Annotated in this window: 14 protein-coding genes and 1 pseudogene; all 15 read right to left on the bottom strand. The window is 39.0% G+C overall.

Annotated features, from left to right (window positions below; genetic code table 11):
• Window positions 1-59 precede the first annotated feature (59 nt).
• Window positions 60-998, bottom strand: a complete 939-nt coding sequence (gene galU, locus DIZ30_RS10525; protein ID WP_002289574.1) for a UTP--glucose-1-phosphate uridylyltransferase GalU — start codon at window positions 996-998, stop codon at window positions 60-62.
• A 14-nt stretch (window positions 999-1,012) separates the two neighbouring features.
• Window positions 1,013-2,038 (bottom strand): NAD(P)H-dependent glycerol-3-phosphate dehydrogenase, encoded by a 1,026-nt coding sequence (locus DIZ30_RS10530; RefSeq protein WP_002294970.1) that lies wholly within the window; start codon window positions 2,036-2,038, stop codon window positions 1,013-1,015.
• Window positions 2,039-2,081: 43 nt separating this feature from the next.
• Window positions 2,082-2,912: a prolipoprotein diacylglyceryl transferase gene (lgt, locus tag DIZ30_RS10535; protein ID WP_109023209.1), complete on the bottom strand. Its 831-nt coding sequence runs from the start codon at window positions 2,910-2,912 to the stop codon at window positions 2,082-2,084.
• 14 nt (window positions 2,913-2,926) lie between these two features.
• The gene (hprK, locus tag DIZ30_RS10540) at window positions 2,927-3,865 is read right to left on the bottom strand and encodes an HPr(Ser) kinase/phosphatase (protein WP_002289568.1); all 939 of its coding nucleotides are present in this window, start codon (window positions 3,863-3,865) and stop codon (window positions 2,927-2,929) included.
• Window positions 3,866-4,032: 167 nt separating this feature from the next.
• Window positions 4,033-4,383, bottom strand: coding sequence for a phage holin family protein (locus DIZ30_RS10545; RefSeq protein ID WP_002289566.1), 351 nt, complete (start codon window positions 4,381-4,383; stop codon window positions 4,033-4,035).
• Window positions 4,383-4,703 (bottom strand): PspC domain-containing protein, encoded by a 321-nt coding sequence (locus DIZ30_RS10550; RefSeq protein ID WP_002294972.1) that lies wholly within the window; start codon window positions 4,701-4,703, stop codon window positions 4,383-4,385. The genes DIZ30_RS10545 and DIZ30_RS10550 overlap by 1 nt, the downstream gene beginning before the upstream one ends.
• 296 nt (window positions 4,704-4,999) lie before the next feature.
• On the bottom strand, window positions 5,000-6,568 hold the full coding sequence (gene liaX, locus DIZ30_RS10560) for a daptomycin-sensing surface protein LiaX (RefSeq protein WP_002289495.1): 1,569 nt from the start codon (window positions 6,566-6,568) through the stop codon (window positions 5,000-5,002).
• 99 nt (window positions 6,569-6,667) lie between these two features.
• A pseudogene (locus DIZ30_RS10565) lies at window positions 6,668-7,424 on the bottom strand (YibE/F family protein).
• A complete protein-coding gene (locus tag DIZ30_RS10570; protein ID WP_234414803.1) occupies window positions 7,421-8,113 on the bottom strand; it encodes a YibE/F family protein in 693 nt (230 codons plus the stop codon). The pseudogene DIZ30_RS10565 and the gene DIZ30_RS10570 overlap by 4 nt, the downstream one beginning before the upstream one ends.
• The gene (locus DIZ30_RS13725; protein WP_025478753.1) at window positions 8,074-8,409 is read right to left on the bottom strand and encodes a hypothetical protein; all 336 of its coding nucleotides are present in this window, start codon (window positions 8,407-8,409) and stop codon (window positions 8,074-8,076) included. Before DIZ30_RS13725 ends, DIZ30_RS10570 begins: the two co-directional genes overlap by 40 nt.
• 280 nt (window positions 8,410-8,689) lie before the next feature.
• Window positions 8,690-9,367, bottom strand: a complete 678-nt coding sequence (gene phoU / locus DIZ30_RS10575) for a phosphate signaling complex protein PhoU (protein WP_002289490.1) — start codon at window positions 9,365-9,367, stop codon at window positions 8,690-8,692.
• Between the two features lie 12 nt (window positions 9,368-9,379).
• Window positions 9,380-10,138, bottom strand: a complete 759-nt coding sequence (gene pstB, locus DIZ30_RS10580) for a phosphate ABC transporter ATP-binding protein PstB (RefSeq protein ID WP_002289489.1) — start codon at window positions 10,136-10,138, stop codon at window positions 9,380-9,382.
• A 15-nt stretch (window positions 10,139-10,153) separates the two neighbouring features.
• Entirely contained in the window at window positions 10,154-10,960 is an 807-nt protein-coding gene (pstB, locus tag DIZ30_RS10585; protein WP_002289486.1) for a phosphate ABC transporter ATP-binding protein PstB, read from the bottom strand.
• Between the two features lie 14 nt (window positions 10,961-10,974).
• Window positions 10,975-11,859: a phosphate ABC transporter permease PstA gene (gene pstA / locus DIZ30_RS10590; protein WP_002292759.1), complete on the bottom strand. Its 885-nt coding sequence runs from the start codon at window positions 11,857-11,859 to the stop codon at window positions 10,975-10,977.
• Window positions 11,859-12,779 carry a phosphate ABC transporter permease subunit PstC gene (gene pstC / locus DIZ30_RS10595; protein ID WP_002292761.1) on the bottom strand — a complete coding sequence of 307 codons (921 nt, stop codon included), beginning with the start codon at window positions 12,777-12,779 and terminating at the stop codon, window positions 11,859-11,861. Before pstC ends, pstA begins: the two co-directional genes overlap by 1 nt.
• Window positions 12,780-12,844: the final 65 nt, after the last annotated feature.

The raw sequence follows: 12,844 nt of genomic DNA on the forward strand, positions 1-12,844 counted from the left end.
AAAACGAGCTTCAACTACTTTTTATTCAATTAGCAGCTGAAGCTCGTTAGAAAAAAGGGTTATTTTTTCTTTTCTTCTTTGATTTCTGTTATTCCTTTTGGATTATGATCGATCTTGCTTCCTTCTGCTTCTAATGTTTTACCTAAAGACAGGATATACTCACGTAAAGGTGCACCTACTTCTGGATGTGTTAGACCATATTCAATACTTGTTTTCATAAAACCAAATTTGTCACCGACATCGTAACGTTTACCTGTGAATTTACGGGCAAATACGCGTTGTGTTTTATTCAATGTATCGATTGCGTCAGTTAGTTGGATTTCATTTCCGGCTCCTGGTTGTTGCTCGGACAATACATCAAAAATTTCTGGAGTCAATAAGTAACGTCCAATAATAGCTAAATCACTTGGTGCTTTGCTTGGATCTGGTTTTTCAACAAAGTTTTTGACATTGTATAACCCATCTTCCAATACTTCTCCTGGATTGATAATTCCGTATTTTGAAGTTTCATCATGAGGAACTTGCATAACGGCGATCGTAGAAGCATGAGTACGTTCGTAATCATCGATTAATTGCTGTGTCAATGGTACTTCATCTTCCATGATATCATCGCCTAGCATAACGACAAACGGTTCATTTCCAATAAAGGCTCTTGCTTGAAGAACGGCATGTCCTAAACCCTTTGGATGAGATTGACGGATGAAATGCAAGTTGACATCTGTCGTTTCTTCTACTAATTTCAATAATTCGGTCTTTCCTTTTTCACTTAGGTTTGTTTCTAATTCAATATTTGAATCAAAGTGATCTTCGATTGGTCGTTTAGCTTTTCCTGTAACGATCAAGATGTCTTCGATTCCTGATTTCAACGCTTCTTCAACGATGAACTGGATTGTTGGTTTATCAACAATTGGCAACATTTCCTTTGCCATAGCTTTTGTTGCTGGTAAAAATCTTGTTCCTAATCCTGCTGCTGGAATAACTGCTTTTTTGACTTTCATATACATTCGCTCCTTCAAAAAATTGTTAATGAGAATTCATTTTCTTTTTTCCCATCACGTAACATGATTTCTTTTGCGGCTGTTTTGATTTCTTTTTGTTCATACAGCACTTCATAGATTGTTTGAGTGATGGGCATTTCGATTTCCATTATTTGGGCTAGTTCCATCGCTGCTTGAGTAGTATTCACACCTTCAACGACCATTCCCATATTGGCTAGCACCTCTTCTAGGGGCTGCCCTTGTCCTAACAAGTTGCCTGCGCGCCAGTTCCTAGAATGGACACTTGTGCAAGTAACGACTAGATCGCCTACTCCGCTTAATCCGATAAAGGTCAGCGGGTTGGCACCCATTGCTACACCTAAACGGCTGATCTCAGCTAATCCGCGCGTCATGATTGCTGCCTTTGCATTATCGCCAAACCCTAAGCCGTGAATAGCGCCAGCACCAATAGCAATAATATTTTTCAAAGCTGCCCCCATCTCTACACCGATCACATCAGGATTGGTATAGATCCGAAAATAATTATTCATGAACAGCTCTTGTACATATTTTGCTGCTTTTGCATCTGTACTTGCAGCTGTGATCGTAGTGATGTCATGTTTCGCTACTTCTTCTGCATGGCTTGGTCCAGAAAGAACAACAACAGCTTTTCTTTTTTCTGCTGGGATTTCCTCTAACAAGATGTCAGAGATCCTTTTATGTGTTCCCTGTTCTAATCCTTTACTTGCATGGATGATCACTGGCTTTGTATTCAATTTAGGCACTAGTTCTTTTGCAACAGAACGTATTGCTTTCGTTGGAATGACGAATAGCACCGCATCTGCGTCTTTTACTGCATCTTCCATATTGGTGAATGCTTGGATGGAATCGGGTAGATAATGATCTGGTAAATAACGTTGATTCGTGTGTTGGGTGTTGATTTCTTCTACTTGTGAAGCACGATGTCCCCAAATCCGAACGTCATGTCCGTTTTCGGCGAGGACTTGTGCCAAAGCAGTACCCCAAGAGCCTGGTCCTAAAACCGCTACTCTATAATTCATTTTACCACTCCTGAAATTTTTTTCATTTTTAACGCTCTAAAAATCAGATAATTTGTTGATTTTTTCCTAATGAGCGGTCATAATCCGATAAATTTCCTTTTTTTCTGCGCCAAATAAATAGAATCAATGTACCGACAAATAACACAGCAGATAATAATTGAGAAATACGGATCACACCTAAAAAGTAAAGACTGTCTGTACGTAATCCTTCAATAAAGAAACGCCCGAAACTATACCACATTAGATAACATAAAAGGACTTCGCCTTTTTTCAAAAGGTGTGGTTTCTTTCGTAAAAACAAAAGCAAAATAAATCCAATCAAACTCCAAAGTGATTCATAAAGAAATGTTGGTTGACGATAGATCCCTTCGATATACATATTATCAATGATGAATTGCGGTAAATGCAGACTTTCTAAGAAGCTTCGCGTCGTGTCTGGTCCATATGCTTCGTGGTTCATGAAATTTCCCCAACGACCGATTGCCTGTGCTAATAATACACTTGGTGCAGCGATATCTAAAAAAGTCCACAAAGAAATAAAATGATATTTAGTAAAAAAATACAGCGTGATCGCGCCTGCAATCAGTCCGCCATAAATAGCTAAGCCTCCTGAACGGATATTGAATATTTGGATTGGATCAGCTATATACTGGGGAAGATCAAATAAAACATAATATAAGCGAGCGCCAATAATGGAGATAGGCAATCCCCACAACATAAAATCTGTCACATCATCTGCTTTTAATCCTACCCGAACAGCCTCTCTGCTGCTAAGCCACATGGCGATAATGATACCTGATACGATGATCAATGCATACCAGTAGATAGGAATCCCTACAAGCTCAAAAGCAACTCGATTGATTTGTGCTAACATATTGTCACTCCTTGCTAGTCGTTGCCTGAGTTTTCTTCAATCAAGCGACTTAATCTTTCTTCAAATGTTTTCGTTGCGTCAAAGCCCATTGTACGTGCACGGAAATTCATCGCGGCTACTTCAATGATGATTGCAACGTTTCGTCCTGTTTTGACAGGGATTTTTATTTGTGGAATGCCCACTTCCGCGATTTCAACGGTCGTGTCTTCAGAGCCCAGACGGTCGTATTTCTTATCTTTTGCCCATGCTTCCAGATAAACAGCCAACTGGACTTGCATAGAGCCACGTACCGCACTCGCACCAAAAAGATTCATTACATCAATGATCCCGATTCCTCGGATTTCAATTAGATGTTCCAGGATTTTAGGCGGTTCTCCGATCACCGTTAATTCATCTTGCTGATAAACATCTACTCGATCGTCTGCGATCAATCGATGACCGCGTTTGATCAACTCCAACGCTGTTTCACTTTTTCCTATCCCACTGTCACCTTGAATCAGTACACCTAATCCGTAAACATCCACTAAAACACCGTGGACACTTGTTCGAGGGGCAAGGCGACCATCTAAATAACTGGATAATTCTCCTAATAAACGAGAAGTTGAGATGGGAGAACGCAGTACAGCTATCCCATTTTCATTTGCTGCCTGGATCATTTCTTCTGGAGCCGGTAATCCTCTTGAAATAATAAATGCGGGCATATCTTCACTACATAATCTTCTCATGATGATCAAACGCTCTTCTGGGATCATCCGTTCCGCAAAACTGATTTCTTTACTGCCAAATAGCTGTAAACGATTATGGGAATAATAATTAAAATAACCAGTCAACTCTAGTCCTGGGCGTGAGATGTCCCCAGTTACGATGACACGGTCTAAGCTTTTCTCGTCGCCTGTCACGATTTCCAAAGATAATTTTTTCACTAATTGGCTAACTTTTACAACTTCTGACATTCATGCTACCTCATTTCTATTAGAGTGTTCTCTATCATTTTATCATTGTCTAGCCAAAAGTACTACCAATTAAAAAAAACGTTTTTATTTAATTACCAATGTAATAGAAAACGCATTCCTGATTCTAAATAAAAAAAACTGCGCCGATAGTTCGGCACAGCTTTCTTTTATTTTCTACTGTTATGTTCGCTGACAATTACATTGACAAGCGACATCAAGATAGCTACTAACAACGCTGCACCGAATGAAGAAAAACTAAAATGTTCTGCTCCCACAAAAAAGGAGGTCATTTTAAGAATCGCTGCATTGATAACAAACGTAAACAATCCCAATGTGACTAATGTAAAGGGCAGGGACAGTATCGTCAAAATCGGTTTGACAAACATATTCAACACAGACAATACGAAGCTGGCAAGAACGGCCGTCCAAATACTGCTCACATGGACCATCGCAGGAAAAAGAACAGCCAATGATATGAATGTTAACGTATTAACTAAAATACGTTGAAAGTACGACATTAAAAGTCACTCCATTCGTCATCATCGATTTTTTCCGCTTCTTTGCGTTTTTTTGTTTGTTCACGAGTTTGTTCACGATAATTGTTTTTTTCATAATATGCATTGTTATGTCCATAGTTTGTTCGTGCAGAACGCGCAGATGGGATAATCAAAGCTAATAAAATGTATAAAATGATTGGACTTCCAAAAGCAACTAAGCTCAGGAATACATAAAGCACACGGATAACAGTCGGATCAATCCCGATGTATTCTCCTATTCCTGCTAAAGTCCCTGTCAAAACAACATTTTTATTGGATTTTGTCAACTTTTTTTTCATCATGTCTCACCTCTGTTCTACTATTTTAAATGAAGAAAATCGTTGTGACAACCTTCTTCTTAATCGGTGTCTTTCTGCAAAATTCTCGGTCACAAATTACCATATTCATAAAACGTGACGAGCTTTTTCTGAAATTATTCCTTGTGACTCGGCGATAATTGGCAGGTTCATAATCTCTTGGTAAACGGTGTTCAAGAGATAGCCTATCGGCAATAAGGCACAATTTTGTAAAATAGGGGAAGCTATTTTACAAAATCGCTTCTTATTGCTCAAGGCTGAACATCTCTTTCACAACCTCTTTATTTATCTGTATCTTTTAAATAGATACTTCCTGTTGTCGTTGAAAGTTGCACTTGCGCGATTTCACCATCTGAAACACGACGGAATTGCAACATTTGGTTTGTCCGTTCTTTTTTCTCACGAACTACTTCGTAATTGGACAGACGGCTGTTGATACTTCCAAGACTTGTTTTAGCATGTCCTTCCAAACCGATGCCATCTGGTAAAGCGACTTTGACATTTCCGTTCACTGAACTTGCTTCTACTTTTTTCAAATTATCTTCTTTAATCGTAAGACGTACATCACCATTTACCAAAGACACAGAAAGGTTTTCTGCTGTCGCACCAAATGTCACTGTACCATTTACTGTTTCAATAATAGAATCTAAGATGTTCCCGTTTCGAATATCGATATTGCCGTTTACACCTTCTACTTCCAGCATCGTTGCAGTTAATTGGTCCACGATGATGTTACCATTCGTAGATTTTGTATAAATATCTTTAGCTTCCAATGTTTCAATCATGATGTTGCCATTTAGAAGTTTAATAGCTGCGTGGTCGTATACTCGTTTAGGTAAGTAGAAAACAAGGTCTGCACGCACACGTTTATTTGGAATTTGGAAGGAGATATGATCTTCATTAACCTCAATCTGGCTCCGTTCAGAGAATGCTTCAAATGGTTCAGCACCCATTTTTCCGTAAAGTTTGATCTTAGCTTCAACTTTCACATCGTTGCTGTCCCACGTTTTTAACGTCACGTTTCCGTTTGCTGCCTTGATATCAAGGATACTTGCTGCAGGAGCTTCATAGTAAAATTCATGCTCAAATTTCGTTGTCGCAATCCCAGGGACACGTAAGCTGACATCTTTCCATTCCATGTTATCATTCACTGTTTCTGAAACAGTTTGGAATGTTTTCTTCAAGAATTTTCCTAACTGTGATCCAGCTTCTGACATTTTTTCGCCTACTTGATTCAGTGTATCTGTTGCTTGATCTTTCCAATCATCTGGCAATTCAAACTTATCAGTAAACGTTTCTTTTTTCTCAGACCATTGATTCTTACGGATATCTTTTAATTCTGCTTCTAATTTCAATTGTTCTTCTAACAGTGTATCGCCACTAGCTTCTAACTCTTTGATTTCTGCTTCTAACGTCTGACGCTGTGCTAATTCTTCTTCTGTCAACTCGCCTAATTCTTCTTTTGTATTCAGCTGCATCAATGCTTCCTGTTTCTCATTGCGTGCTGCCTTATTGTCAGCGAATTGAGCATTTACTTCATCTAGACGCGCCGAAGTTTTATTCGCTTCAGTTGCTAGTTCATCTAAGATCTTTTCTAAGTTTTCTTGATCTTGTCTTTCTCTTTCCTTTGGATCAACTGGCTCAGAAATTTCTTCTTCGCCGTTTTCAAGTTTATCGATCAATTGACTTGCCTGATCTTTTTCTTTATGACTAGCAGTTACCTTGTCTGCTTCTTTTTTTATTTGCTTTTCGTCTTTTTCAGTTGCCATGCTTTCTAATAAATCTAAGCCTTCTTCAGTCGAAAGGATTCCTTTTTTCACTAAATCTAAAATACGTTCTCTTTCTTTCATGGAAATTGCCTCCTTAAGCAAAATTGTTTGCAAGCTTTTCCTTACATCCATATTATGCACTGATTCAGTAAAAATGTCATAGGACTTAAGTTGTAACTTTTACTCCATCTTGAGTTGTTCTTTCTTTTTTGTAAAGAGATATGCTGTAGTCACGCAGGTTAAAGGAAGAACAAGTAGTGCGGACAATGTGGTAAGAATAGCCATCGTATATTCTAGAACAAATGATTTTTCATTGATCACTTGCTGAAAAGGAATGTCTAAATCAATAAACCAGAGGATCAACGCTAAAGAACTTCCCATGAATGCAAAAAGAAGTGTCATTACTGTTGACGCCAATATTTTTTTAGCAATAGCGAAACTAGAATGGTGCAATTGGTAAAAAGATAATTGCGGATTTGCCTGATATACTTCGAATGTCCCACTAGAAATTGCTACACTAGCATCTAAAACAGCACCACTAAGACTAATCAGAAGCAACGATCTCGTAAGTAATCTAAAATCAATCGCTAAAGTCTTATCTAAGCCAGATAATTCTTCTAGTTCTACCGATGTAAAACCTTGGATCGCTAAAAAATCAGTGATAGGAAGCAATAGTAGGAAACAAAATAAAAAGATCAGTATACTCACAAAAGCTGCACGCATTTTTAGATTATAACCGTTGATAAAAAATAAGATAACCACAGCAATCAATAAAAATCCTATGACCGACAATGCCAGTATCGGCCACTTCTGATGATAACCGAATAACAACAGGAAAAAGATCCCTAAATTGATGAATAAGCCTAAAACCTTGCGTACCGCCAATAAGTAGCACGCTGATTGCTAAAATCCCAACAAGTATAATAAGTACATTCATCGTTTCAGCCTCCTTACAGTCAGAAAAAAGAGGACCGAGACAGGGATCGATAATACTATTTCTAAGCTGCCAGCAATGATGCGTAAAAATTCCAATGATAAATGCTGTTCTATCGTTTCTTTGAACGACCATTGATTTCCTAAATATAAAAGAAGCGATGGAACTGACCCACTGATATAGACGAACAAAAGGATATTGGTCACCGAGCCAATCACATCTCGACCCACTTGCCTTCCTGAAAGCCATAACTGTTTCGCTGTTATTTCTGGTTGTCGCTTAGTCAATTCTTCTAATGTCGCAATGACTATGATAACGGTATCGAGTGTTCCTCCAGCTGTTCCAATCAGTACGCTAGAAAGAAAAACAGAACGATACGGTCGTGTCAGATAATTCAGTTCCTCATAGCGCAGTCCTTGGTCTTTCCAATGATTCATTGTCAAAAGACAAATAAAAAATGCTAAAAAAACACTCGTAACTGCAGCTGAAATTTTGATTATACTGCTTCTATTCCATCCATCTAAAGCCAATATGCTAATAATCATCCCTATAACGACGAACAGGATAGATATATTTAATAGAGAAATCCCTTCTGTTTTAGTAAAGATGAGCAACAAAAGTAAAAGTAAAACGATATTGATGATGAGACTTCCTAAAGCAAATAGACCCTGTTTTCCGCCAATAAGCAACATGGCGCCAATGAAGATACTTGTGAAGAAGAAAAGCCAGCCATCATTTTTTTTGCTACTAGCTGCCATTCATCTCCATGCATTTGGACTAGATACATTTGTCTCGCTTTTATATTTGCTGTTTCTATTTGATTTTTTTGATAAGGAACCGATAAATAAATCGATTCTCCTTTTTGATCCGTGTTCATCAGTTTTCCTGTAATCAATTGATGATCCTCTTTTATTCGTACTTTTTCGATCTCGATGACAGGTACTTCATATAAAGCAGCTTGATGCTGAATAGCCCATGAAGTAAGCACACAAATAAAAAATATAGTGATGATGCTAATTTTTTTTGCATTCTTTATCCTTTCTATGAAATGATGAAAAGGGTTTGTGACATGTTTTGTCACAAACCCTTTCCCGAATAAACAGTGTTTAAAAGCTTGCATCTGCGGTAATAAGTCCAGCCAAACGAAAAATAGGAGGAGCTATTTTTTGTTTGACTGTTCTTATTACCGCAGATGCAGAACAGCTTTTTCACAACCGCTGATTTCACAACCTCTTTTCCTAAACAAACGGCAGAATCACAGCTTCAGTTTAGAAAATCTCATTGTGGTTCGTATTTAACTCAGTGATTTTCCCTGTAGCCAAGTAGACGATCCATTCACAGATGTTTGTCACATAGTCTCCGATCCGTTCTAGATAACTGGCAACATTCAAGTAGTCTGTTCCACTGATGACTGTCTCAGGATTTTCCTGCATATTTTTGATTGTTGCATTATAGATTCGATTGAAATAGTCATTGACTCTTTGATCCATATTGGCGATCGTACGTGCGTCTTTTTCGTCTGTTTTGACATAAGCAACTAGGACGTTGTCCACCATTTTTTTCACATAATCGGACATATCGGAGATCTCTTTTTCGATTTCCGGTATTCTCGTCTGCCCTTTTACGCGAATCGTGGATTTAGCAACAGACACCGCATGATCGGCCATACGTTCTAAATCCGAGCTAGCTTTCATGACCGTAATGATCATACGCAAATCAGTTGTAACTGGCTGTTGCAATGCGATCATTTCAAAACTTTTCTTCTCCAAGCGTGTTTCCATGTTATTGATATTTATATCGTTTTCGATAACTTCTTGGGCTAAGATTTTATCGTGTTTGATGTATGCACGAACTGACTTGTGCACGGCGCTGCTCACCATCATCCCCATTTCGTAGAACTGATTATGGAGATTCAGCAATTCTTCTTCAAATTGTGTACGTAGCATTCCGTTTCCTCCTTATCCAAATCGACCTGAAATATAATCTTCTGTCTCTTGTTTTTCTGGATTCATGAATATCTTCTTCGTATCATTGTATTCGATCAAGTGACCATCTAAAAAGAATGCCGTCTTATCTGAAATACGTGAAGCTTGAGACATATTATGGGTCACGATGATCATCGTATACCGCTCTCTTAATTCTAACAGCATACTTTCGATTTTCCCAGTAGAAACAGGATCAAGCGCACTTGTTGGTTCATCCAATAAGATGATTTCCGGATTAACTGCCAAAACACGTGCGATACATACACGCTGCTGCTGCCCGCCGGATAAAGATAAAGCACTTTTGTGCAATTTGTCTTTCACATCATCCCAAACAGACGCTGCCTTCAGGCTTTCTTCAACTACTTGATCAAGGACTTTTTTATCTTTTTCCCCTTTTAATTTCAATCCATAGATGACATTTTCATAGATAGAAAAAGGAAATGGGTTTGGCTGCTGGAATACCATGCCGATTTCTTTTCTTAGTTCAACAACATCTGTTTTTGGACCATAGATGTCTTTGTCTTTATATAAAACACTTCCGGTGATCGTTACATTCGGAATCAGGTCATTCATCCGGTTCAAAGAACGCAGATAAGTGGATTTCCCGCAACCAGAAGGACCGATCATCGCAGTGATTTCCCCTTGATTGAAACTTAGATCGATCCCTTTTAGTGCTTCTTTCTTTCCATAATACAGATGAAGATCTTTAGATGAAATAATTTCTTTTGTCATGTTGAGGCCTCCGTCTTAACCAAAATGACCGGACACATAATCTTCGGTTGCCTGAATTTTTGGTCTGGTAAATATCTTGTTAGTTTTGTCATATTCCATTACTTTTCCTAGATAGAAAAAGGCAGTATAGTCGCTGATACGAGCTGCTTGTTGCATGTTATGCGTCACGATGATGATCGTATAGTCTTCTTTCAAGTTTACAAGTGTTTCTTCAACCGTTCCTGTCGAAATAGGGTCCAAAGCACTTGCCGGCTCGTCTAGCAGCAAGATATCAGGTTTCATCGCGATCGCACGAGCAATACATAAACGTTGCTGTTGCCCACCAGATAAAGCCAAGGCACTTTTGTCCAAGCTGTCTTTTACTTGGTCCCACAAGGCAGCTTGTTTCAAGCTTGTTTCAACGATTTCATCTAATTTCTTTTTGTTTTTTTCGCCGTGCTGTTTCAAAGCAAATGTAATATTGTCATAAATCGACTTGCTGAACGGATTAGGACGTTGAAAAACCATGCCAATCCGTTTGCGCATCTCATAAACATCCACTTGAGGCGCATTAATATCTACGCCTTGATACATGATTTTCCCAGTGATTTTCGTATTAGCGATCCCATCATTCATTCGATTCAACGAACGAAGATACGTAGATTTTCCGCAGCCGGAAGGACCAATCAGTGCAGTGATCTTATTTTTTTCAAATTCCAGATCCACTCCTTTGATTGCTTCATTGTCGCCATACCAGACATGTAGATCATCCGTATATAGTGCTACTTCTTTCTCTTTTGGCATGGTGATGACATTTGTTTCATTCCAGTTATATTTTTTCATTTTGCTTCTTCTCCTTAGGCTGAAGTCATTTTTCGGTATAATCGTTTGCCAATCGCACGAGCGCCGAAGTTGAACAGTAAAACAGCAATGATCAACACGGCAGAAGCGCCAGCCGAAACAGAAACACCATCAGGCATCGTGCCTTCTGTATTGATCTTCCAAATATGGACAGCTAATGTTTCAGCTTGACGGAAAATGCTGATCGGGCTTGAAACACTTAATGGATTCCAGTTCGTAAAATCTAACGCAGGTGCACTTTGTCCAGCCGTATAGATCAATGCAGCTGCTTCACCAAAAATTCTTCCAGAACTTAGGATCACACCAGTCAAAATCCCTGGTGTCGCTTCTGGAACCACCACTTTTATCACTGTTTCCCAGCGTGACAAACCTAAGGCCAATCCTGCTTCTCGTTGTGTGTAATGGACCGCTTGTAAAGACTCCTCAACTGTTCTAGTCAAAAGAGGCAAGTTGAATACAGTCAAAGCCAATGCACCAGAAATAATCGAGAAACCATACTGGAATTGAATAACGAAAACCAAGAAACCGAATAAACCGACAACGACAGAAGGCAATGAGCTCAAAATTTCAATCGACGTGCGAATCACATCTGTTAGCCAGTTTTTTCCAGCATATTCTGAAAGATAGATACCCGCACCTAAAGAAATAGGAAAACTGATGATCATCGTGATCAAAAGCAAATAAATCGAGTTAAATAGCTGGATCCCGATTCCACCGCCTTCTTGGTAGGCTTTGGAAGGTTCGGTCAAGAAGGACCATGAAATGTGCGGTATTCCCCGAACTAAGATATAAAGTAGTAAAGCTGCTAAAATCAATACGATGATCCCCGAAACTACATATAAAACACCTGTAGCAATTTTATCTGAGCGTTTTGCGTTCATTATTTCAGCTCTCCTTTCTTCCCAATCATACGGATCACGATATTAAAGAATAATGACATCAATAGCAAGATCAGCGCTAATGACCATAACACATTATTTTCAACTGTTCCCATGATTGTATTTCCGATTCCCATTGTTAAGATGGACGTCAATGTAGAAGCAGGAGTAGTAAGTCCTGTTGGCATCAATGCTGCATTACCGATGACCATTTGGATAGCTAAGGCTTCACCAAACGCACGAGCCATACCAAAAACGACTGCTGTTAAAATCCCGGGCACGGCTGCTCGTAGCACGACTTTGTAGATTGTTTGCCATCTTGTGGCACCAAGCGCTAATGAAGCTTCCCGATAGTGCCGTGGTACTGCCTTTAATGCATCAACAGTCATCGTTGTGACAGTCGGCAAGATCATAACGAACAACACAAATGTACCAGCTAAGATACCAAACCCTGTCCCGCCAAAAATACTTCTGACAAAAGGCACGATAACTGATAAACCGATAAAACCGTAAACGACAGAAGGAATACCTACAAGCAGCTCGATGACCGGCTGTAAGATCTTCGTTCCGTTTTTAGGAGAGATCTCCGTCATGAATACTGCTGCACCAATGGCAAATGGCGTGGCAACGATAGCAGATAAAAAGGTCACAATAAACGAACCTGTGATCATAGGCAATGCCCCTACCATTGGTTTCCCATTTGCTCCGATTTGGCTTGGATTCCAATCTGTACCAAACAGAAAATCAAATACATTGATCTTATCAGTAAAAAAGGTGGCCAATCCTTTACTAGCTACAAAATAAAAAATAGATAATACAACCAACACGATCAGCGCGATACATAAAAAACTGATGAATTTTCCACGCTGTTCCATTTTTGAACGTTTTGATTTTGTTAATAATACTTTTTTCACATCTTCCACAGATGACTCCCCCTTAATCAGGTTTAACATACTCACTCAGTGTACAAATTGAACATCAATTTGGT

It is taken from the genome of Enterococcus sp. H57 (genome assembly GCF_003112495.1).
Taxonomy (GTDB): Bacteria; Bacillota; Bacilli; order Lactobacillales; family Enterococcaceae; genus Enterococcus_B; species Enterococcus_B faecium.

Excerpts from the sequence above, each read along its gene's own strand:
- galU (WP_002289574.1), bottom strand. The coding sequence starts at position 998 with ATGAAAGTCAAAAAAGCAGTTATTCCAGCAGCAGGATTAGGAACAAGA.
- DIZ30_RS10530 (WP_002294970.1), bottom strand. The coding sequence starts at position 2,038 with ATGAATTATAGAGTAGCGGTTTTAGGACCAGGCTCTTGGGGTACTGCT.
- lgt (WP_109023209.1), bottom strand. The coding sequence starts at position 2,912 with ATGTTAGCACAAATCAATCGAGTTGCTTTTGAGCTTGTAGGGATTCCT.
- hprK (WP_002289568.1), bottom strand. The coding sequence starts at position 3,865 with ATGTCAGAAGTTGTAAAAGTTAGCCAATTAGTGAAAAAATTATCTTTG.
- DIZ30_RS10545 (WP_002289566.1), bottom strand. The coding sequence starts at position 4,383 with ATGTCGTACTTTCAACGTATTTTAGTTAATACGTTAACATTCATATCA.
- DIZ30_RS10550 (WP_002294972.1), bottom strand. The coding sequence starts at position 4,703 with ATGATGAAAAAAAAGTTGACAAAATCCAATAAAAATGTTGTTTTGACA.
- liaX (WP_002289495.1), bottom strand. The coding sequence starts at position 6,568 with ATGAAAGAAAGAGAACGTATTTTAGATTTAGTGAAAAAAGGAATCCTT.
- DIZ30_RS10570 (WP_234414803.1), bottom strand. The coding sequence starts at position 8,113 with ATGTTGCTTATTGGCGGAAAACAGGGTCTATTTGCTTTAGGAAGTCTC.
- phoU (WP_002289490.1), bottom strand. The coding sequence starts at position 9,367 with ATGCTACGTACACAATTTGAAGAAGAATTGCTGAATCTCCATAATCAG.
- pstB (WP_002289489.1), bottom strand. The coding sequence starts at position 10,138 with ATGACAAAAGAAATTATTTCATCTAAAGATCTTCATCTGTATTATGGA.
- pstB (WP_002289486.1), bottom strand. The coding sequence starts at position 10,960 with ATGAAAAAATATAACTGGAATGAAACAAATGTCATCACCATGCCAAAA.
- pstA (WP_002292759.1), bottom strand. The coding sequence starts at position 11,859 with ATGAACGCAAAACGCTCAGATAAAATTGCTACAGGTGTTTTATATGTA.